The sequence below is a fragment of the Allobosea rubneri genome, assembly GCF_032464875.1.
In the GTDB taxonomy this organism is placed as follows: domain Bacteria; phylum Pseudomonadota; class Alphaproteobacteria; order Rhizobiales; family Beijerinckiaceae; genus Allobosea; species Allobosea rubneri.
Genome location: NZ_JAWDID010000002.1, coordinates 57,185 through 75,268, shown reverse-complemented (window position 1 = coordinate 75,268; position 18,084 = coordinate 57,185). Strand labels below are relative to the sequence as shown.

Annotated in this window: 19 protein-coding genes and 1 tRNA gene; 10 read left to right on the top strand and 10 right to left on the bottom strand. The window is 66.5% G+C overall.

The genetic code is table 11. The annotated features are described in order from the left end of the window. Positions 1-136: 136 nt before the first annotated feature. Positions 137-607, bottom strand: a complete 471-nt coding sequence (locus RKE40_RS01740) for an Lrp/AsnC family transcriptional regulator (RefSeq protein WP_066478449.1) — start codon at positions 605-607, stop codon at positions 137-139. 155 nt (positions 608-762) lie between these two features. Between RKE40_RS01740 and RKE40_RS01735 the strand changes: the two genes are divergently transcribed. From RKE40_RS01735 to RKE40_RS01725, 3 genes are all read left to right on the top strand, one after another. After that, entirely contained in the window at positions 763-1,788 is a 1,026-nt protein-coding gene (locus RKE40_RS01735; protein ID WP_316016527.1) for an ABC transporter substrate-binding protein, read from the top strand. 206 nt (positions 1,789-1,994) lie between these two features. Continuing rightward, positions 1,995-2,747: an ABC transporter permease gene (locus RKE40_RS01730; protein WP_316016526.1), complete on the top strand. Its 753-nt coding sequence runs from the start codon at positions 1,995-1,997 to the stop codon at positions 2,745-2,747. Next, on the top strand, positions 2,723-3,499 hold the full coding sequence (locus RKE40_RS01725; protein ID WP_316016525.1) for an ABC transporter ATP-binding protein: 777 nt from the start codon (positions 2,723-2,725) through the stop codon (positions 3,497-3,499). Before RKE40_RS01730 ends, RKE40_RS01725 begins: the two co-directional genes overlap by 25 nt. A gap of 42 nt (positions 3,500-3,541) precedes the next feature. Here RKE40_RS01725 and RKE40_RS01720 read toward each other — a convergent pair whose 3' ends face one another. Together RKE40_RS01720 and RKE40_RS01715 are read right to left on the bottom strand one after the other, a co-directional pair. After that, on the bottom strand, positions 3,542-4,549 hold the full coding sequence (locus RKE40_RS01720; RefSeq protein ID WP_316016524.1) for an alpha/beta hydrolase family protein: 1,008 nt from the start codon (positions 4,547-4,549) through the stop codon (positions 3,542-3,544). Between the two features lie 190 nt (positions 4,550-4,739). After that, positions 4,740-5,642, bottom strand: a complete 903-nt coding sequence (locus tag RKE40_RS01715) for a M23 family metallopeptidase (RefSeq protein WP_316016523.1) — start codon at positions 5,640-5,642, stop codon at positions 4,740-4,742. Between the two features lie 149 nt (positions 5,643-5,791). Here RKE40_RS01715 and RKE40_RS01710 point away from each other — a divergent pair, with 149 nt between their 5' ends. Together RKE40_RS01710 and RKE40_RS01705 are read left to right on the top strand one after the other, a co-directional pair. Beyond that, entirely contained in the window at positions 5,792-6,985 is a 1,194-nt protein-coding gene (locus tag RKE40_RS01710; protein WP_316016522.1) for an O-succinylhomoserine sulfhydrylase, read from the top strand. Positions 6,986-7,136: 151 nt separating this feature from the next. Then, positions 7,137-7,502, top strand: a complete 366-nt coding sequence (locus RKE40_RS01705) for a hypothetical protein (protein WP_316016521.1) — start codon at positions 7,137-7,139, stop codon at positions 7,500-7,502. A gap of 6 nt (positions 7,503-7,508) precedes the next feature. Here RKE40_RS01705 and RKE40_RS01700 read toward each other — a convergent pair whose 3' ends face one another. The 5 genes from RKE40_RS01700 to fabA form a co-directional block, all read right to left on the bottom strand. Further along, complete coding sequence (locus tag RKE40_RS01700; protein WP_316016520.1) at positions 7,509-7,754, bottom strand: DUF2188 domain-containing protein; 246 nt, start codon at positions 7,752-7,754, stop codon at positions 7,509-7,511. A gap of 113 nt (positions 7,755-7,867) precedes the next feature. Continuing rightward, on the bottom strand, positions 7,868-8,701 hold the full coding sequence (fabI, locus tag RKE40_RS01695) for an enoyl-ACP reductase FabI (protein WP_316016519.1): 834 nt from the start codon (positions 8,699-8,701) through the stop codon (positions 7,868-7,870). A gap of 93 nt (positions 8,702-8,794) precedes the next feature. After that, positions 8,795-9,067 carry a DUF3303 domain-containing protein gene (locus tag RKE40_RS01690; protein WP_316016518.1) on the bottom strand — a complete coding sequence of 91 codons (273 nt, stop codon included), beginning with the start codon at positions 9,065-9,067 and terminating at the stop codon, positions 8,795-8,797. Positions 9,068-9,075: 8 nt separating this feature from the next. Continuing rightward, on the bottom strand, positions 9,076-10,302 hold the full coding sequence (gene fabB, locus RKE40_RS01685; RefSeq protein ID WP_316016517.1) for a beta-ketoacyl-ACP synthase I: 1,227 nt from the start codon (positions 10,300-10,302) through the stop codon (positions 9,076-9,078). A gap of 119 nt (positions 10,303-10,421) precedes the next feature. Then, the gene (fabA, locus tag RKE40_RS01680; RefSeq protein WP_316016516.1) at positions 10,422-10,934 is read right to left on the bottom strand and encodes a 3-hydroxyacyl-[acyl-carrier-protein] dehydratase FabA; all 513 of its coding nucleotides are present in this window, start codon (positions 10,932-10,934) and stop codon (positions 10,422-10,424) included. Between the two features lie 284 nt (positions 10,935-11,218). On the opposite strand from fabA, the gene irrA reads away from it, so the two are divergent. Together irrA and RKE40_RS01670 are read left to right on the top strand one after the other, a co-directional pair. Continuing rightward, a complete protein-coding gene (gene irrA, locus RKE40_RS01675; protein WP_316016515.1) occupies positions 11,219-11,683 on the top strand; it encodes an iron response transcriptional regulator IrrA in 465 nt (154 codons plus the stop codon). 56 nt (positions 11,684-11,739) lie between these two features. Beyond that, complete coding sequence (locus tag RKE40_RS01670) at positions 11,740-12,501, top strand: YbaY family lipoprotein (protein WP_316016514.1); 762 nt, start codon at positions 11,740-11,742, stop codon at positions 12,499-12,501. A 28-nt stretch (positions 12,502-12,529) separates the two neighbouring features. On the opposite strand, the gene RKE40_RS01665 is transcribed toward RKE40_RS01670, so the two are convergent. Further along, positions 12,530-13,069 carry an SH3 domain-containing protein gene (locus tag RKE40_RS01665; protein WP_316016513.1) on the bottom strand — a complete coding sequence of 180 codons (540 nt, stop codon included), beginning with the start codon at positions 13,067-13,069 and terminating at the stop codon, positions 12,530-12,532. Between the two features lie 299 nt (positions 13,070-13,368). On the opposite strand from RKE40_RS01665, the gene RKE40_RS01660 reads away from it, so the two are divergent. Beyond that, complete coding sequence (locus RKE40_RS01660; RefSeq protein ID WP_066478476.1) at positions 13,369-14,364, top strand: 2-hydroxyacid dehydrogenase; 996 nt, start codon at positions 13,369-13,371, stop codon at positions 14,362-14,364. Positions 14,365-14,522: 158 nt separating this feature from the next. Here RKE40_RS01660 and RKE40_RS01655 read toward each other — a convergent pair whose 3' ends face one another. Then, complete coding sequence (locus RKE40_RS01655) at positions 14,523-15,527, bottom strand: complex I NDUFA9 subunit family protein (protein WP_316016512.1); 1,005 nt, start codon at positions 15,525-15,527, stop codon at positions 14,523-14,525. A 191-nt stretch (positions 15,528-15,718) separates the two neighbouring features. Here RKE40_RS01655 and RKE40_RS01650 point away from each other — a divergent pair. Together RKE40_RS01650 and RKE40_RS01645 are read left to right on the top strand one after the other, a co-directional pair. Beyond that, positions 15,719-15,805 (top strand) — tRNA-Leu (locus tag RKE40_RS01650). 574 nt (positions 15,806-16,379) lie between these two features. Beyond that, positions 16,380-17,888, top strand: coding sequence for an acetyl-CoA hydrolase/transferase family protein (locus RKE40_RS01645; protein ID WP_316016511.1), 1,509 nt, complete (start codon positions 16,380-16,382; stop codon positions 17,886-17,888). The last annotated feature ends 196 nt before the right edge of the window (positions 17,889-18,084 follow it).

The following is an 18,084-nucleotide window of genomic DNA, read 5'->3' as shown; positions in this document are numbered from 1 at the left end:
GCCTGCCGCAGGTCAGGAAGGTTGCATACTTTGCTCATAGCCTGCGGAAAGCTCGCTCAAGAAGGGCGAGCTTCTAAACAGGTCTTCCCAGCCTTGCATAGCCCCTGCGGCATGGTTGGCGCCGCAGGCTCCGCCGTCACGACGCCTTGGGCAGGTCCGGCACCTTGTAGGCGGTGGTCGCCTTGATCCGCTCCATGGCGAAGCGCGAGGTGACGTTCTTCAGCGGGATCGTCTCGATCAGCTTCTTGTAGAAGCCGTCATAGGCGGCCATGTCGGCGACGACGACGCGCAGCATGTAGTCGACATCGCCGGCCATCCGGTAGAACTCCATCACCTCCGGCATCGCCGCGACGCTCTGGGCGAACTTCTCCAGCCAAGGGCCGGAATGATCGGCCGTCTCGATCTGGACGAAGACGGTGAGACCGAGCCCGATCCGCTCCGGGGCGACCAGCGCGACGCGCTTGGTGATGACGCCGGACTGCTCGAGCCGCTGGATGCGCTTCCAGCACGGCGTCTGTGACAGGCCGACCCGGTCGGCAAGCTCCGCGATCGAGATGTTGGCGTCCGCCTGCAGGACGGTGAGAATCTTCCGGTCGATCGCATCCATTCCTTAGATCCTTGAATTTCGAGACTAATTATCTCTCTCGACCGGCGTAACGAGAAGAAATTTCTTTTTACCGGCGAGTTATTGTCTTTAGATAGAAAATCCTTTTATCAGACGTCAATAGGCTCGAATACACACACTGATCGAGGGATTAAGCCATGGACCGCCGCCAGTTCCTGCTCGCCGGCTCTTCGCTGCTCGCTGCGGCGCCCTTCGCCGGCGCGCGTGCCCAGGCGGCTATCCCCGCCCGCATCGGCTACATCCCGATCATCGGCACCGCCCCGATCTTCGTCGCCAATGGCGAGGGCTGGCTGAAGCAGGCCGGCATCGAGCCCGCCTTCACCGTGTTCGAATCCGGCCCGAACATGATCCAGGCGCTCGCCTCGGGCACGATCGACCTCTATGTCGCCGGCGTCGCGCCGCTCGCCGTCGCCCGCTCGCGCGGCGTCGACATCCGCGTCGTCGCCTCGACCGCGACCGGCGAGAACGTCTTCGTCGCAGCCCCGGCGCTGGCCAAGTTCTTCACCGCCGGCACCGCCGCGGCAGCTGCCTTCAAGGCGCACAAGGCCGCGACCGGCAAGGTCGCGCGGCTCGCGACCCAGCCGGCCGGCTCGGTGCCCAACACCGTGCTGCAATACTGGCTCTGGGAGGTCGCCAAGGCCGACAAGGGCGATGTCGAGATCGTGCCGATGGGCATCGACGCGACGCAGCAGGCGGTGCTCGCCGGCGCGGTCGAGGGCGCGATCGTGCGCGAGCCGGCGCTGACCATCGTCCAGACCCGCAACCCCGGCATCAAGCTGATCGCCGGCGGCGAGGAGCTTTTCCCGGGCCAGCCCGGCACGGTCGTCGCTGCCTCCGGCAGTTTCGTCACCAAGAACCCCGATGCGGTCCAGAAGCTGGTCAACGGCCTCGTCCGTGCCGCCGACCTGCTTGGCAAGTCGCCCGACAAGGCCGCCCCGCATGTCGGCGCCGCGCTCGGCAAGGGCATCGTCGACCCAGCCTTGATCCAGAAGGCGCTGGTCTCCCCGGCCAGCAAGTTCGAGATCGATCCGCGCAAGATCATCGAGCCGGCGCGGGCCATGCAGGCCTATCAGGTCAAGCTCGGCTCGCTGGAGAAGGAACTGCCCTTCGACGGCCTGTTCGAGACGCAGTTCTACGAGCGCGCGCTCAAGGCGGCCGGCTGACGGCGGCTGCGAGACCGCCGCGCAGAAGCAACTCCCTCATCCTGAGGCGCGATCCGCGGGGATCGCATCTCGAAGGATGTTCCAGCTCCTGCCGGAGCCTCCTGGACCATCCCCGAGACGCCGTGGAGCTTATCCTTAGGCCGGCCAAAGGCCGGACCCGAGGGCGGCTCCCGAGGGTGAGGTCCGAGTATTCGATAGGAACGAACTTGCAATCACTGCGGGCTCCGGCCCTAGCCCTGACGGGCCTCGTCGCCTTCCTGCTGCTGTGGGAGGCGATTCCCTATTTCGGCATCGTCAACCCGGCCTTCCTGCCGGGGCCGAGTGCGCTGCCGGCCGCGTTCCTGCGCGAGGTGCAGTCCGGCGCCTGGCTGTCGGCGATTGCCGGCTCGCTCGGGCACTATTTCATCGGGCTCTTCACCGGCGCAGGCCTCGGTATCGCGCTCGGCGTGCTCACCGGCATGTCGAAGATCGCCGAGGAGCTGAGCTCCTGGGTGGTGCGTCTGCTGCGGCCGATCCCGGGCCTCGCCTGGGTACCGTTCGCGATCATCTGGTTCGGCGTCAGCCCGCAGGCGGCGGTGTTCATCATCGCGATCGGCGTGTTCTGGATCGTCTTCTTCGCGGCGCAGGGCGCGATCCGCGGCGTCGACCGCGACCTGATCGAAGTCGCCGACGCCTTCGGCTTCCACACGGCCTGGCAGCGGCTGAGCAAGATCCTGCTGCCGGCGGCGATGCCCGGCATCCTCGTCGGCGTGCGCACCGCGCTCGGCCAGGCCTGGATGGCGGTGGTCGCGGCGGAAATCTTCGGCGTCGCCGGCGTCGGCCAGCGGATGATGCAGGCCTCGAGCCTGCTCGCGACCGATCTCGTGGTGATCTACATGCTGACGATGGCGGCGCTGTACGGGCTGCTCGACACGGCCTTCGTCGCCTTCCAGAAATGGGTGCTGCGTTGGAAAGCGTGATCGACATCAAGGGCCTGTCGCTGACCTTCACCCGCGACGGCGAGGCGACCGAGGTGCTGCGCAAGCTCGACCTTCAGGTCGCGCGCGGCGAATTCCTCGCCATCGTCGGCCCTTCCGGCGTCGGCAAGTCGACCCTGCTGCGTGTCATCGCCGGGCTGGCCAAACCGAGCGGCGGCGAGGTTACGATCCATGCAAAGGACAATTCGCGCCGGCCGGTCGCGCTTGTCTTCCAGGATTCGCGCCTGCTGCCCTGGCGCAAGGTGGTCTCCAACGTCGGCTTCGGTCTCGAAGGCCGGGCCTCGCGGAGCGAGCGCCACGCCAAGGCGCAAGAGACGCTCGACCTCGTCGGCCTCGGCAGTCTCGCCGAGCGCTGGCCGCACCAGCTCTCCGGCGGCCAGCGCCAGCGCGTTTCGCTTGCGCGGGCGCTTGCGGTCGAGCCCGAGATCCTCCTGATGGACGAGCCGTTCTCGGCACTGGACGCGCTGACCCGCGAGACGCTGCAGGACGAGTTGATCCGCGTCTGGCAGCGCACGGGCAAGACGGTGCTCTTCGTAACCCACGACATCGACGAGGCCGCCTATCTCGCGGACCGGGTCGTGGTGCTCTCCGGCGCGCCCGGCCAGATCATCGCCGAGCACCGGATTTCGGCGCCGCATCCGCGCCGGCGCGGGGCGGCAGCGGAAGCCGAGATCGTCCGCGCAGTCCGCGTCGACCTCGGCGCCGATACGGTCAGCGACGGCGCGGCGATTTGAGTATTCCGGGGCTTGCGGAGGCCGATATCACCGCTTCGCTGGTCACTCGGTGGGCTGCATTCCCACCTCCTGCAGCGCCGCCCTGATGGCGCCAATCGGCTCCCCGCGTGCGACCAGCTCGGCTGCACGCCGGCCATGTCGCGCCAGGGCGTGGTGGTTCTTGTCCGTGGCGGACAGCAGGATTTGCTGCGGCTCGAAGCCGGCGGCCTGCAATCGGCGAACATAGGTCAATTGGCTCGGATAAGGCACAATCCGATCCTGAGGATCGGACAAGACCAAGATCATCGGCCTGGGGTCACGGCGAATGCCAGCGAGGTGATCGATCGGATCGTATAGCACAGCCCCGTCGCTCTGGACCGTGCGCCGCTTGTTCCAATAGTCGGTCACCTCGCGCACGGACAGCAAGGCTGACGACAGGACCACTGCCGAGACGTCCCGCCGCCTGTTGAGCAGCGAAGCGGCGATGTGCCCGCCTCCCGATTGCCCGACCAGAATGAAGGTCGAGACGCGATGGTGTCGCTTGATCGCATCGAGAGTGCGCTCCATCAGCATGACCTCGCGCGGTTCACGACGCTGATTGTGATCGCCGGAAGAGCCGAACATGCCGGGACGAGCGATGAAGATCGCCGGGACGCCCGCCCGCTCGGACCAGCGCGCCATGTCGCGCTCGATGAGCTTCGGCGACCGCCGTTCGTAGCCTGATCCGACGAAGCGGACGCCCTGCTTAGTCTTCAGCAGCACGTCGCCGCTGAAATAGACCAGGACTGTCGGGTTATCCGCCGTGCTGAAGCCCTGCGCATAGCTGCGCAGACAATCGCCCTTGCCGCCGAGCTCGACCCAAAAGCCTCCGGGAACGCCGGCGCAATGCGCGGATGAACTGAATGATCCATGCAACGCCTCATAGGGCTCGAAGCGCTCGCTCGCGCTCGGAACCGCGAGTTCCTTTGGTGCGACCGGAGCAGCCGAGGGCAATTCCAGCCTTTCAGCGAAAGCGCTCGGCGCGGCAACCGTTGCAACGGCGACGATCAACCAGCGAAGCAGCTGTTTCATGGCTCAACTTCAGATCAGCGTTGAAAATGCGAACCGACGACAACCAACTGCGCCTTCGCCAATCGCTCAGCGGACCTTCGGTTGTGGCTGATCCAGATTATCGATCAAAAGTTGCCAATGCATTCGCGCCATACTCCCGCACGAAAATCCACCTGCTTCAACGCAAGAGACCATTCCGCATGATCCGCAATCACCGCTCGAAGCGTGTATTGCGGACGGGAACAACCCCGTCGAAGGACATTTGCACCGCCGTTCCGGAGCGCGCATCGACGGCGTGGATATGCAGATGCGGCTCCGTGCTGTTGCCGGAGTTGCCAACCTGGCCGATCGGCGCGCCGGCGCCGACCTGCTGACCGACTTCGACGACGACGCTGCCCTTGCGCAGATGCCCGAGCTCGACCTGCAGCCCGTCGCAAGCGAGGACGACATGATTGCCGGCGGGGTTGCCGCGATCGGCGGTCGGCGGCGGCAGGTCGGGCAGGCCGTCGACCGCCGCGGTCACCGTTCCGCTGCAGGGGCTGACGACAACCTTGCCGAAGACCGCATAGCGGGCGGGATCGCCCGGCAACAGGCCCGGAGCCCGGAAGCCGGCCGCATCGACCGCCGTGATGTCGAGCGCATGGCGCTGCGCGGGATGACGGCTGTGATGGTTGAGGATGCCGACGCCGCCGCCATGCGCGACGACGAACGAGCCCCCCTTGAGCGGAAACAGGAACGGCCGCGGGTCTTGCCGCGCCATGCCCCAGGCAGTGACGTAGACCAGCGCTCCGCCGATGAGCACGGGCGAAGCCAGCATCGGGCCGTGGCCATGCCAGAAGGATGCTTCGCCGCGGACGCGCCACGGACGCTGTAGATGCCGGACGCCTGACACGACCGCCGCGACGAGAACCAGACAAGCCAAAGCGGCGCGCGTCCACATGCCGGCGATGTCCCATCGTCCGAGCAGCAGGATCAGCCATACAAGCCCCGCCGTTTCGGCCGCGACGATCAGCCAGGCAAGGCGGGTCGGCAGATCCAGGCGCCATAGTCGCCACGCGAAGGTGAGCGGAATGGCGATGCTGATGAACACGAACAGGCCGACGGCATAGATCATCGCGCTGATCTATGCCGCTCGGCGGGTTTGGCTAGAGCAGCAGACTTGCCATAAGTGTTCCCCACAAAGGAAATTCGTTCGCCTTTACGAACGAGAGCAGAGCTGATATTCCCTTTGTCCGTTATAACGAACGGAACGGACGACAGGTCATGACCATCGAAGCGGCGAGCACGGCTGGCCTGCATCCCGAGACCCGGCTGGTCCATGCCGGCACGCTGCGCTCGCAGTTCGGCGAGACCTCCGAAGCGCTGTTCCTGACCCAGGGCCATGTCTACGACAGCGCCGAACAGTGCGAGGCGCGCTTCCTCAACAAGGATCCCGGCTTCCAGTACGGGCGTTTCTCGAACCCGACCGTCTCCATGCTGGAACAGCGCATGGCCGCCTTCGAGGGCGCGGAATCCTGCCGCGCGACCGCGACGGGCATGGCGGCAGTCACAGCCGCGCTGATGAGCCAGGTCAGGGCCGGCGACCATGTCGTCGCGGCGCGCGCGCTGTTCGGCTCCTGTCGCTACATCATCGAAGACCTGCTGCCGCGCTACGGCGTAGCGTCGACCTTGGTCGACGGCACCGATCTCGCCGCCTGGCGCGCCGCCGTCCAGCCTAACACCAAGGCCTTCTTCCTTGAGAGCCCGGCGAATCCGACGCTAGAGGTGATCGACATCGCCGCCGTCTCCGGGCTGGCGAAAGCCGTCGGCGCGAAGCTCGTGGTCGACAACGTCTTCGCAACGCCGCTATTCCAGCGCCCGCTCGAACTCGGTGCCGATCTCGTCGTCTATTCCGCGACCAAGCACATCGACGGCCAGGGCCGCTGTCTCGGCGGGCTCGTTCTCGGCTCAAAGGAACTGATCGAGGGCGAGATCCAGATCTTCCTGCGCCAGACCGGCCCTGCCCTGTCGCCCTTCAACGCCTGGGTGATGCTGAAGGCGCTGGAGACGCTGCCTTTGCGCATCCGCCAGCAGGCGCAGAACGCGACGGCGGTCGCCAAATGGCTGAAGGGCCGCAAGGAATTGCCACATGTCGCCTTCATCGGCGATCCCGAGCATCCGCAGGCAAAGATCATCGCCAAGCAGATGAGCGGCCCCTCGACGCTGATCGCCTTCGAGGTTGCCGGCGGCAAGGATGCCGCCTTCCGCTTCCTCAACAAGCTCAGGCTGATCCGCATCTCCAACAATCTCGGTGACGCGAAGAGCCTGATCGTCCATCCGGCGACGACGACGCATCAGCGCTTCACGCCGGAGGTCCGCGCCAGCATGGGCGTCAGCGATGGGCTGATCCGCCTCTCGATCGGGCTGGAGCATGCCGACGACCTGATCGCCGATCTCCAGCAGGCACTGGGCGGCTGAGCTCCGGCCAGACGCCATCATTCCGGCCGGCGCGAGGGGGAATGACGGAGCTGCACCTCGCTGCGGCCCATCCTGAATGACGCTCGCCACGGGCAAGAATTGAACCGGGCAGGCCGATCCGCGTTGAACCTCGACAGCAACCGAGGTTCACATGTTCCGACACATCGCCTGCGCGACCGCGCTGCTCGCTTCTCTCGCCGCCCCTGCCCTGGCGCAGAACGCCTCGCCGGCCTCGCCCGCACCTGTCGAAAAGCCCGCCTCGCCGGAGCTTGCTGCCTGCAAATCGACGGCGATGGTGGCGATCTCCGCGCGCGAGCCCGAGATCAAGGACATCGTGATCGACGAGGACGGGCTGACGATCGCGACCTCGGAAACCAAGGTCGAGGATACGCGGATCACGCGCATCATCATGGGCGAGGCCTATCTGAAGACCGATCGTTCCGACAAGCCGCGCCGCTTCCTCTGCCTGCTCGGCGAGAAGGGTAAGGTGCTGCTGACCTTCTTCACCCAGAACTGAGGCGGCTCAGGGCTCGTCGACGACGCGCGTCCCCGGCCGGTCGCGCCCGTCAGCGAGTTCCTCATGCCATTGGCCATCGGCGTCCTGATAGACGATGCCGTCGGTCGCTCCGGGGCGCTTCTGGCGCGCCGCCGCCTTCTCGGCGGCCTTCAGCGCCGCATCATGCGTGCGGTACGTCTCGGACAGCGCCCCGCCCACCTTGTAGGCCCAGCCACCATCGTGCTGGACGACCTCGTACTTGACGATGACCATGAGCATTCTCCATCGCTCACAGGTCGAACCGCCGCGGGCGCGCCGGGTTCCACCATGAGCGAGGATAACGCCGTCAGGCCGACCGAGGGAAGGGCCGCGCCCCGCCCCTAGCCTTATTCGCCATTGCCGGTGTCGGCGGCACGCAGCCCGTCCAGCACCGGCATCGAGGTGATGTTGTAGCCGGCGTCGACGTGATGGATGTCGCCGGTGACGCCGCCCGAGAGATCGGAGAGATAATACAGCGCCGCGCCGCCGATATCGTCGAGCGTCACCGATTTGCGCAGGGGCGAATTGGCGCGCTGCCAGGAATACATCGCGCGGGCATCGGAGATGCCGGCACCGGCCAGCGTGCGCACAGGTCCGGGCGAGAGCGCGTTGACGCGGATGCCGCGCGGGCCGTAATCGGCCGCGAGATAGCGCATGCTCGCCTCCAGCGCCGCCTTGGCGACGCCCATGACGTTGTAGTTCGGCATCACCCGGGTCGAGCCGCCATAGGTCAGCGTGATCATGCTGCCGCCCTTAGGCATGCGCTCCGCCGCGCGCTTGGCGGCCTCGGTGAAGGAGAAGCAGGAGATCACCATGGTACGCGAGAAATTCTCGCGGCTGGTGTCGGCATAGAGCCCCTTGAGCTCGTTCTTGTCGGAGAAGCCGATGGCATGGATCAGGAAATCGAGCGTGTTGCGCTCGGGATCGCCGCCCCAGGCCTCGTCCAGCGCCGCGAAGGTCGCGTCAACTGAAGCAATGTCCTCGACGTCGCAGGGAATGACCAGCTTCGAGCCTATGCTCTCGGCGAGCGGCTTGACGCGCTTGCCCAGCGCCTCGCCCTGATAGGTGAAGGCCATCTCGGCGCCATGGGCGTGCAGGGTGCGGGCGATGCCCCAGGCGATCGAGTTTTGGTTGGCGACGCCCATGACGAGGCCGCGCTTGTTGTGCATCAAGGGGAGCATGGGATTCCGGTCTGGCTGCGGTCAACTGCCGCTCATAGCGGCATTTTCACCGCGCCGGAAGCCCGGGGCGGCTTAGGCGCCTCACGGCGCGGATCAGGTCTTGCCGCTCAGGGCTGCGGCGGTCGCCTTCGAACTCGCCAGCGGCACGATCTCGAAGCGGACGAGATCGTCCCAGGCGAGTACCCATTGCTGCAGCAAGGTGACGTCGTCGCATTCCATGACCTGGAAGCAACGTGAAAGATCGGCCGCAACCCAGCTGTCGACATAGCGCAGCCCGTCCGGCGCCATCCGGCCGCGCTCGGCGAACCGAGCGTAAACATCTTTCACGCGCCCCTGATCGAAATGCTCGATCACCATGAACAGCATGGCGGCTTTCAGGCCTCCAGGCGCTTCATCACGATGGTGGCGTTGGTACCGCCGAAGCCGAAGGAGTTGGAGAGGACACAGCCGAGGCCGGCATTGTCGATGCGCTTGCGCACGATCGGCATGTCGGCGAAGGCCGGGTCGAGCTCGTCGATATGAGCGCTCTCGCAGATGAAGTCGTTGTTGAGCATCAAGAGCGAGTAGATCGCCTCCTGCACGCCGGTGGCGCCGAGCGAGTGGCCGGTGAGCGACTTCGTCGCCGAGATCGGCGGGCTCTTGTCGCCGGCGCCGAAGACGGTACGGATCGCCTCGATCTCCTTGGCGTCGCCGACCGGCGTCGAGGTGCCGTGCGGGTTGATGTAGTCGACCTTGGCCTTCACGCCCTGGAGCGCCATGCGCATGCAGCGCTCGGCGCCCTCGCCAGACGGGGCGACCATGTCGTAACCGTCGGAGGTCGCGCCATAGCCGACGATCTCGCCATAGATCTTGGCGCCGCGGGCCCTGGCGTGCTCGAGTTCCTCGAGCACCAGGACACCGGCGCCGCCGGCGATGACGAAACCGTCGCGGTTGACGTCATAGGCGCGCGAGGCCCGCGCCGCGGTCTCGTTGAAGTTGGACGACATCGCGCCCATGGCGTCGAACAGGACCGACAGCGTCCAGTCGAGCTCCTCGCAGCCGCCGGCGAAGACGACGTCCTGCTTGCCCCACTGGATCAACTCATAGGCGTTGCCGATGCAGTGGTTCGAGGTCGCGCAGGCGGACGAGATCGAATAGTTCACGCCCTTGATCTTGAACCAGGTCGCGAGCGTCGCGGACGCGGTCGAGGACATGCCCTTGGGCACGGCGAAGGGGCCGACCTTCTTCGACGAGCCGCTCTCGCGCGCCTTGTCATAGGCGTCGATCAAAGCGCGGGTCGAGGGACCACCGGAGCCCATGACAATGCCGGTGCGCTCATGGCTGATCTCGCCGGCCTCGAGGCCGGAATCGAGGATCGCCTGGTCCATGGCGACATGGTTCCAGGCGGAGCCGCCGCCATGGAAACGCATGGCACGACGGTCGACGACATCGGCGGCGACGAGCGAAGGCACGCCGGCGACGCGGCTGCGGAAACCGTGCTCCTCGAAGTCCGGGACATAGGAGATGCCGGACTTGGCCTCGCGCAGCGAAGCCAGCACTTCCTGCGTATTGTTGCCGATGGACGAGACGATGCCCATCCCGGTGACCACAACGCGTCTCATGCTCGTTTCTCCGGCTGTTTGGTGGCGTGCCGGGTCGCCAGGCCCGGCTCGTTAATCATGTCGATACGGCGCAGATGGACCGAGCGGCCGCACAGCGCAAGACGGGCCGGCGATTTTGCTCAGGCCGCTTCGGGCTTGAACAGGCCGACCCGCATGTCGGAGACCGTATAGATACGCTTGCCGTCGGCCTCGAGCCAGCCATCGGCGATCCCCAGCACGAGCTTCGACTTGAAGACGCGCTTGAACTCGACGCCGTAGACCACCTGCTTGACGCTCGGCAGCACCTGATCGGCGAACTTGACCTCGCCGACGCCGAGCGCGCGGCCGCGGCCCGGCAGGCCGAGCCAGCCGAGGAAGAAGCCGGTGAGCTGCCAGAGAGCATCGAGGCCGAGACAGCCCGGCATCACCGGATCGCCCTTGAAGTGGCAGTCGAAGAACCAGAGGTCAGGGCGGATATCGAATTCGGCGCGGACGAAGCCCTTGCCGTGCGGGCCGCCATCCTCGCTGATTTCGGTGATGCGGTCGAACATCAGCATCGGCGGCAGCGGCAGCTGCGCATTGCCCGGCCCGAACAGCTCCCCGCGACCGCAGGCGAGGATCTCCTCGTAGCTGAATGACGATTGCCGCTCCATATCCCGTTCCGCTCCATTCCGGCCGCCCGATCTCATGGCGGTCATCTGTCGTGACGCGTGCCTAACACGGTGTCGCCGCGAAACGAAAGGGCGAAAGGCGTCGCAAAGCGTGGATGATCCGGCCGTTTCTTTGAGCAGCACCACCATGACAGGCCGCTGCAAAGACGAGATGACGCAGCCCTGCGCCGCAATGCTTGCGGCCCGGAGCTCGAAGCCTTAAATCGGTGAGAGGAGCCAGTCGCCTTTCCCGGCCCGGCATGCAAGCAAGGACGCAGACCCGAAGCATGAACGATCTGACGCCACAGGAACCGGGCTACGGATCGAGCGCGCGCCAGGGATGTCCATTCCACGACGTGCGCCAGCGTCTGCGCCGCGTTGGCTTGCGTCCGACGCGGCAGCGGGTCTCGCTGGGCTGGCTTCTGTTCGCCAAGGGCGACCGCCATGTCAGCGCCGAGATGCTGTTCGAGGAAGCGATGAAGGCCCGCGTGCCGGTTTCGCTCGCGACGGTCTACAATACGCTGCATCAGTTTACGCAAGCCGGCCTGCTGCGTGAGCTCGCGATCGACGGCGCCAAGACCTTTTTCGACACCGACAGCAGCGACCACCATCATTTCGTCGTCGACGGCGAGGACAAGGTGATCGACATCCCCGCTTCGGCGGTCGATGTCGCGGAGCTCCCGCCACCGCCGCAGGGTTATGAGATCGCCCGCGTCGACGTCGTCGTCCGGCTGCGAAAGATCGACGGCTGAGTCATTCCCCACTCGGGGCGAAGCGAAACGCCACGACAGAGAGGGGACTTCACATCATGACTGCATCGCGGCGCGACTTCGTCGGCACCCTTGCGCTCGGATTTCTGGCGCCCGCCGGCGGCGCCCTTGCGGCGACCGCGACCTTGCGCGGAACGGTCTCGTATCGCGAGCGCATCGCCTTGCCGCCAGGCGCCATCGTCGAGGTGAAGTTGCTCGACGTCTCGCTCGCCGATGCGCCGGCACGCACCATCGCCGAGACCAGGGCCAGCGGCGCGCGCAATCCCACGCGCTATGTGCTGCGGTTCGACCGGGCGCAGATCCAGCCGCGCCGACGCTATGCGTTGCAGGCCCGCATCCTGCATCGTGGCCAGTTGCTCTTCATCAACACCAGTCATCACGGCATTTTCGACGGCGGGTCGGAAGAGACCGATATCCGTGTCGAGCGGGTCGCCGCCGCGCCCTCGCCCGCCCCGGAGCGTCCTGCCTCGCCCGTTGGGCGCTGGCTGCTCGAGGACATCAGGCAAGGCGGGGTGATCGACCGGCTGCAGACCGTGCTCGAAATCGCGCCCGATGGCAGAGTGAGCGGCTCCGGCGGCTGCAACCGGATGAGCGGCTCGGCGCGGATCAGCGGCACGCGAATCAGCTTCGGACCGGTGGCCGCGACGCAGATGGCCTGCACGCCGGCCGCCATGAATCAGGAACAGAAATTCTTCGCCGGATTGCGCGAGGTGCGACGCTGGCGGGCCGATCCTGCGCGCGGCAAGCTCGTACTGCTCGATGCGCGCGGGCGGAAGCTGATGACCTTCGCTGCGATGTGAGCTGTTGCCGTCGGCGCGTCGTGCCGCCTCAGTTCAGCTTCTCGTTGGGGTAGACGCCCCAGAGCCGGTCCTGGCGCAGATAGCCGTTGATCTTGTTGACCGTGACATTGCACCAGCCCCCGCCTGGGCAGGAATGGACGTTGGCGATCACACCGGGCTCGAGGCTGGCGAGGATCGTGGCGTTGTCGCTGGCGGATTCGCGCAGGGCAAACGTCTCGCCTTTCGTCTTCGACCAGGGCGCGACGAGCACGGTGCGCCGCCCGGAGAGCAGGCTGTGCAGCACCCAGCCTTCGGTCCCGTCGGCATCGCGCACGCGCCGCCAGGTCTCGAACTCGGCGGTGACCTCGACCGGCAGTCCGGCGCGCTGGAAGACCCAGCTGGTGCGATGCTCCTTGGACGGCCCCTCGCGCAGATTGACCCGGTCCGACTTCAGGCTGACATAGCGCGGCACCGGCAGGCCGCTGACCTGGCCGGTCGCGAGTTCCTGCGCGAGCGCACCCGCCGAAGCGAGGGCAAGCCCCGCCATCACCGCCAGGCCTGCAAGACCGCCCCTCATGCTAGCCGCCATCCAATTCTCTCCTTCGCCCTGCCGGCCGGCGCTCCGTACAGGAGGCGCGGCAGGCCCGGGTCATGTTCGACGGCGTCGCAGCCCGGAGCCGGATCTGCGCGAAAAACCGGTTTCCACTTTTCCGCATCCTGCTCTAGACAACAGATCGGCTGCCGGCGTCGAAAATCCACCAGAACCCATTCCTGAAGCGCCTCGGTTAATGGCGGGTTGAGGCGGAAACGAGACCGGCGAAGCCGAAGCGTTGGGAGCATGCGGCGATCGGGCGCGGGCCTGGGCCAAATGCCCCGGAGGAGCCGCTTATGTCGAAGAAGAAGCCGCTGGTCGTCGTTACGCGCAAGCTGCCCGCCGTCGTCGAGACGCGGATGCGCGAGCTGTTCGACGCAAGGCTCAATCTCGACGATACGCCGATGAGTCAGGCCGCCCTGGTCGAGGCCCTGAAGACCGCCGACGTGCTAGTCCCGACCGTGACCGACAAGCTCGATGCCGGGCTGATCGCGCAGGCCGGAGAGCAACTGCGCCTGATCGCGAATTTCGGCAACGGCGTCGACAATATCGACGTCGCCAGCGCCGTTCAGCGCGGCATCACCGTGACCAATACGCCGGGCGTGCTGACCGACGACACCGCCGACATGACGATGGCGCTGATCCTCGCCGTGGCCCGCCGGATCGCCGAGGGGGCGCGCGTCATCACCGACGACGAATGGGGCGGCTGGTCGCCGACCTGGATGCTCGGCCGGCGCATCACCGGCAAGCGCCTCGGCATCGTCGGCATGGGCCGGATCGGCCAGGCGCTCGCCCGCCGCGCCTCCGCCTTCGGCCTCTCGATCCATTATCACAACCGCCGCCGCATCGATGCGCGCACCGAGGAGGCGCTCAACGCGACCTATTGGGATTCGCTCGACCAGATGCTGGCGCGCATGGACGTCGTCTCGGTCAACTGCCCGCACACGCCGGCGACTTACCACCTGCTCTCGGCCCGCCGGCTGAAGCTGATGAAGCCCGATGCAATCCTGGTGAACACGGCCCGCGGCGAGATCGTCGACGAGACGGCGCTCGCCCGGATGCTCGAGGCCGGAGAACTCGCCGGCGCCGGGCTCGACGTGTTCGAGCACGAGCCGGCCGTCAATCCGCGCCTGCTGAAGCTTGCCCGCCAGCACCGCGTCGTGGTGCTTCCGCATATGGGCTCGGCCACGCATGAGGGCCGCGCCGATATGGGCGAGAAGGTCATCGTCAACATCAAGACCTTCATGGACGGGCACAAGCCGCCGGATCGCGTGCTGCCGAGCATGCTCTGAGCGCAGCCCGAAGGCCTGCGCCGCGCAAAAAATCCCCGTCCGACGCGAATGATTGCTTAGCGCGCCGTCAGATCGACAGCGCGCTCACGCGGCCATGCCGTGTTCCCAGGAAACGGCCCGCGCTCCAGGCGACCCTGCCCCGGAGCGGGAGCTAACCTTCAGCCGCCGCGCGAGGTGGCGAACTGGCCCGCCTTGCGGAAGCGCCAGAGATAGGACGGCACCTCCGCCTCGAACGAGACCGGCGCAATGCCGATCCCGGCGAGCGTGCGGCCGTCCCTGCGGGCGGCTTCGGAGACGACATTGTCGCTCTCCAGCAGGGCGACCTGGTCGCGGGTCAGCAGGAACTCGTCCGGCAGCAGGCCGAGCGAGAGCGTGTTGACGATCTCCAGGATCCGGGCCTGGAAGCGGGCCAGCGGGAAAGGCAGCGAGGCGATGACGCGCCGGCGGCCGGTGACCTCGCAGACGTACTCGACCAGCTCGCGGAAGCTCTTCGCCTCCGGGCCGCCGAGCTCATAGATCTTGCCGCCCTCGACCTTGCCCTCGATCGCAAGCGCGACGGCCTTGGCGACGTCGCCGACGAAGACCGGCTGGAACTTCGTCTCGCCACCGCCGACGAGCGGCAGGACCGGCAGCATGCGGGCGAGCGAGGCGAAGCGGTTGAAGAAGGTGTCCTCGGGGCCGAACATGATCGAGGGCCGCATCACGACGGCACCCTTGACCAGCTCCAGCACCGCCGCCTCGCCTTCCGCCTTGGTGCGCGCATAGTGCGACTTCGAATCGCGGTCGGCGCCAAGCGCCGAGATCTGCACGAGGCGTTCGACGCCGAGGCTGGCGCAGGCATGGGCGACGGTATGCGCGCCCCGCGCCTGGACGTTGGAGAAATTCTGCCGGCCGCTCTCGCTGAGGATGCCGACCAGATTGATCACCGCATCCGAGCCGCGTACGGCGGCGGCGACCGAATCAGGGTAGCGCAGATTGGCCTGGACGGCATGGATCTGGCCGACGATGCCGAGCGGCTGCAGGAAATTGGCGAGATCGGGCCGGCGCACGGCGACACGGACGCGATAGCCGCGCCGGGCGAGCGCCCGCACGACGTGCCGCCCGAGGAAGCCCGAGCCGCCGAAGACGGTGACGAGTTGCTGAGCGGGAGGCTGGGTCGCCATGGTCACGCGAGCTCCGATTTGGAAGCGTTGGAAACTGTTCCTGTCGCGCCTGTCCTAGTTCATCGCATCCCAACTGTGAAGGCGGCGCAACGCCTCGCCGCCCGCTGCAGAGCCCTCTGCACAGCCGCTTGATAATTTCGTCGGCTAGGCCGTTGACAGGCGCGTCCGCCCCCCCTAAACGGACCCTCGTTGCCCAGGTGGCGGAATTGGTAGACGCACCAGCTTCAGGTGCTGGCGCTCGCAAGGGCGTGGAGGTTCGAGTCCTCTCCTGGGCACCACTCCTTCTCTTCAGCAAAGAGAAAGAGTTCCGCATCGAAGATCACCGGTTTGGCACCGCATTTATCTTGCGGTTGCATTGAACGGTTCATTGGATGCCACGACCCGTCACTACCAAGACGGGTTTTTATTTTCATAATACGAAGCAGGAACTGGCCTTTTGCCGCCTCGCCAAAGGTGGCGGGCCAGCCCGTCTGCAGGTGACGAAAGAGCGCCTCCGCTCGCGCCGAATGCCGTTGCAAGCCTCCCTGCGAATTACCCGGGGCAGGCGAAGGCTGCGAGCAGAGCCGACATATTGTCGAACCCCGCTGCCGCCAGGACCGGAGCCGCCCGCTGGCCATGGGGCCGTGGGGCGCCCCGCCCTGCGATAGATCTTGGAGCGCCCGCGAGGGTCTATTCCCATCTCCGCAACCCAAAACCTGCGTCCGCTGCGACCATGGCGATGCTTGACCTTGGCGCCGTCTCGGCATGGAAGAGGGCGAGGCGTCCTGCGACGCATTGCCGAGCTATATGAGCCGCGACCGGAGAGCCTTGACGGCAGCCGCGGCGGCGGAGCGATCAAGAACGGGTTTCGAGATGTCGAGAATTGCGAACGCGGCCCTGCGCGCGAAGGTCATGGGCGCAGAGGATGCAGCGGCGCTCATTGAAAGCGGAATGACCGTCGGCCTGAGCGGCTTCACCGGCTCAGGCTATCCGAAGGCGGTACCGCTCGCGCTGGCGGCACGCATCGAGGCGGCCCATGCGGTCGGCCATCCGTTTCGCGTCAAGGTCTGGACCGGCGCCTCGACCGGCCCGGAGCTCGACGGCGCCCTGGCCAAGGTCGACGGCATCGAGTTCCGCCTGCCCTATAATTCCGACCCCATCGCCCGCGAGAAGATCAACAGCGGGCAGATGGACTATTTCGACATGCACCTCTCGCAGGTGGCGCCGATGGCCTGGCAGGGCTTTCTCGGCCCGCTGGACGTGGCGGTGGTCGAGATCACCGGCATCCGCGAGGACGGCTCGCTCATCCCCTCCTCCTCGGTCGGCAACAACAAGACCTGGCTCGACCGCGCCGACAAGGTGATCCTCGAGGTCAACCGCTGGCAGAGCGCCGCGCTCGAAGGCATGCACGACATCTATTACGGCACGGCCCTGCCGCCGCACCGGGTGCCGATCCCGCTCGTCAAGCCGCAGGACCGCATCGGCGAGCCCTATCTGCGCTGCGAACCCGCCAAGATCGCCGCGATCGTCGAGACCGACGCGCCGGACCGCAACCTGCCGTTCTCGCCTCCGGACGCGACGGCGAAGGCCATCGCCGGCCATCTCATAGCGTTCCTCAGCCATGAGGTGGCGAAGGGACGCCTGCCCGCCTCGCTGCTGCCGCTGCAATCGGGCGTCGGCAACATCGCCAACGCCGTGCTCTCCGGCCTGCTGGACGCGCCATTCGACAAGCTGACCTCCTACACCGAGGTCATCCAGGACGGCATGATCGACCTGATCGATGCCGGCAAGCTGACGCTCGCCTCGGCCACCGCCTTCTCGGTCAGCCCGGAGGCGGCCGAGAAGATCAATGCCGGGATGGCGCGCTACCGCAACCATATGATTCTGCGGCCGCAGGAAATCAGCAATCATCCCGAGCTGATACGGCGGCTCGGCTGCATCGCCATGAACGGACTGATCGAGGCCGACATCTACGGCAACGTCAATTCGACCCATGTGATGGGCTCGCGTATCCAGAACGGCATCGGCGGTTCGGGCGACTTCGCCCGCAACGCCTACATCTCGATCTTCATGACGCCCTCGACCGCCAAGGGCGGCGCGATCTCGGCGATCGTGCCGCAGGCGAGCCATGTCGATCACATCACGCAGGACGTGCAGGTCATCGTCACCGAGCAGGGCCTCGCCGATCTGCGGGGCCTCAGCCCGAAGCAGCGCGCCCGCACCATCATCGCGAACTGCGCGCATCCGGACTACCGGCCGGCGCTGGAAGACTATTATCGCCGGGCTCAGGCCGGGTCCTACGGCCTGCAGTCGCCTTGCCTGCCCGGCGAGGCGCTGTCCTGGCACCAGCGCTTCATCGAGACCGGCAGCATGCGAGGCTGAAGAACCCGCCGGATATCGTCGCCCTCCACGCCGGTGCAGCCCTGGGCGCAGCGCCCGTCCGGAGCCGTCTGCCCAAAAACGCCATCTCCTCACGCATTTCCTTGCCCGACAGCAGCGTAAGGTTAGCGCCGATCCGAGCGATGATTGGCGCCCGTTTCACTACTGCAGGCCGCTCGACTTAGGGCGAGCCTTAGTT

Coding starts and splice junctions, on each gene's coding strand:
- RKE40_RS01740 (WP_066478449.1), bottom strand. CDS start 607: ATGGATGCGATCGACCGGAAGATTCTCACCGTCCTGCAGGCGGACGCC.
- RKE40_RS01735 (WP_316016527.1), top strand. CDS start 763: ATGGACCGCCGCCAGTTCCTGCTCGCCGGCTCTTCGCTGCTCGCTGCG.
- RKE40_RS01725 (WP_316016525.1), top strand. CDS start 2,723: ATGGGTGCTGCGTTGGAAAGCGTGATCGACATCAAGGGCCTGTCGCTG.
- RKE40_RS01720 (WP_316016524.1), bottom strand. CDS start 4,549: ATGAAACAGCTGCTTCGCTGGTTGATCGTCGCCGTTGCAACGGTTGCC.
- RKE40_RS01715 (WP_316016523.1), bottom strand. CDS start 5,642: ATGATCTATGCCGTCGGCCTGTTCGTGTTCATCAGCATCGCCATTCCG.
- RKE40_RS01710 (WP_316016522.1), top strand. CDS start 5,792: ATGACCATCGAAGCGGCGAGCACGGCTGGCCTGCATCCCGAGACCCGG.
- RKE40_RS01705 (WP_316016521.1), top strand. CDS start 7,137: ATGTTCCGACACATCGCCTGCGCGACCGCGCTGCTCGCTTCTCTCGCC.
- RKE40_RS01700 (WP_316016520.1), bottom strand. CDS start 7,754: ATGGTCATCGTCAAGTACGAGGTCGTCCAGCACGATGGTGGCTGGGCC.
- fabI (WP_316016519.1), bottom strand. CDS start 8,701: ATGCTCCCCTTGATGCACAACAAGCGCGGCCTCGTCATGGGCGTCGCC.
- RKE40_RS01690 (WP_316016518.1), bottom strand. CDS start 9,067: ATGCTGTTCATGGTGATCGAGCATTTCGATCAGGGGCGCGTGAAAGAT.
- fabB (WP_316016517.1), bottom strand. CDS start 10,302: ATGAGACGCGTTGTGGTCACCGGGATGGGCATCGTCTCGTCCATCGGC.
- fabA (WP_316016516.1), bottom strand. CDS start 10,934: ATGGAGCGGCAATCGTCATTCAGCTACGAGGAGATCCTCGCCTGCGGT.
- irrA (WP_316016515.1), top strand. CDS start 11,219: ATGAACGATCTGACGCCACAGGAACCGGGCTACGGATCGAGCGCGCGC.
- RKE40_RS01670 (WP_316016514.1), top strand. CDS start 11,740: ATGACTGCATCGCGGCGCGACTTCGTCGGCACCCTTGCGCTCGGATTT.
- RKE40_RS01665 (WP_316016513.1), bottom strand. CDS start 13,069: ATGGCGGCTAGCATGAGGGGCGGTCTTGCAGGCCTGGCGGTGATGGCG.
- RKE40_RS01660 (WP_066478476.1), top strand. CDS start 13,369: ATGTCGAAGAAGAAGCCGCTGGTCGTCGTTACGCGCAAGCTGCCCGCC.
- RKE40_RS01655 (WP_316016512.1), bottom strand. CDS start 15,527: ATGGCGACCCAGCCTCCCGCTCAGCAACTCGTCACCGTCTTCGGCGGC.
- RKE40_RS01645 (WP_316016511.1), top strand. CDS start 16,380: ATGTCGAGAATTGCGAACGCGGCCCTGCGCGCGAAGGTCATGGGCGCA.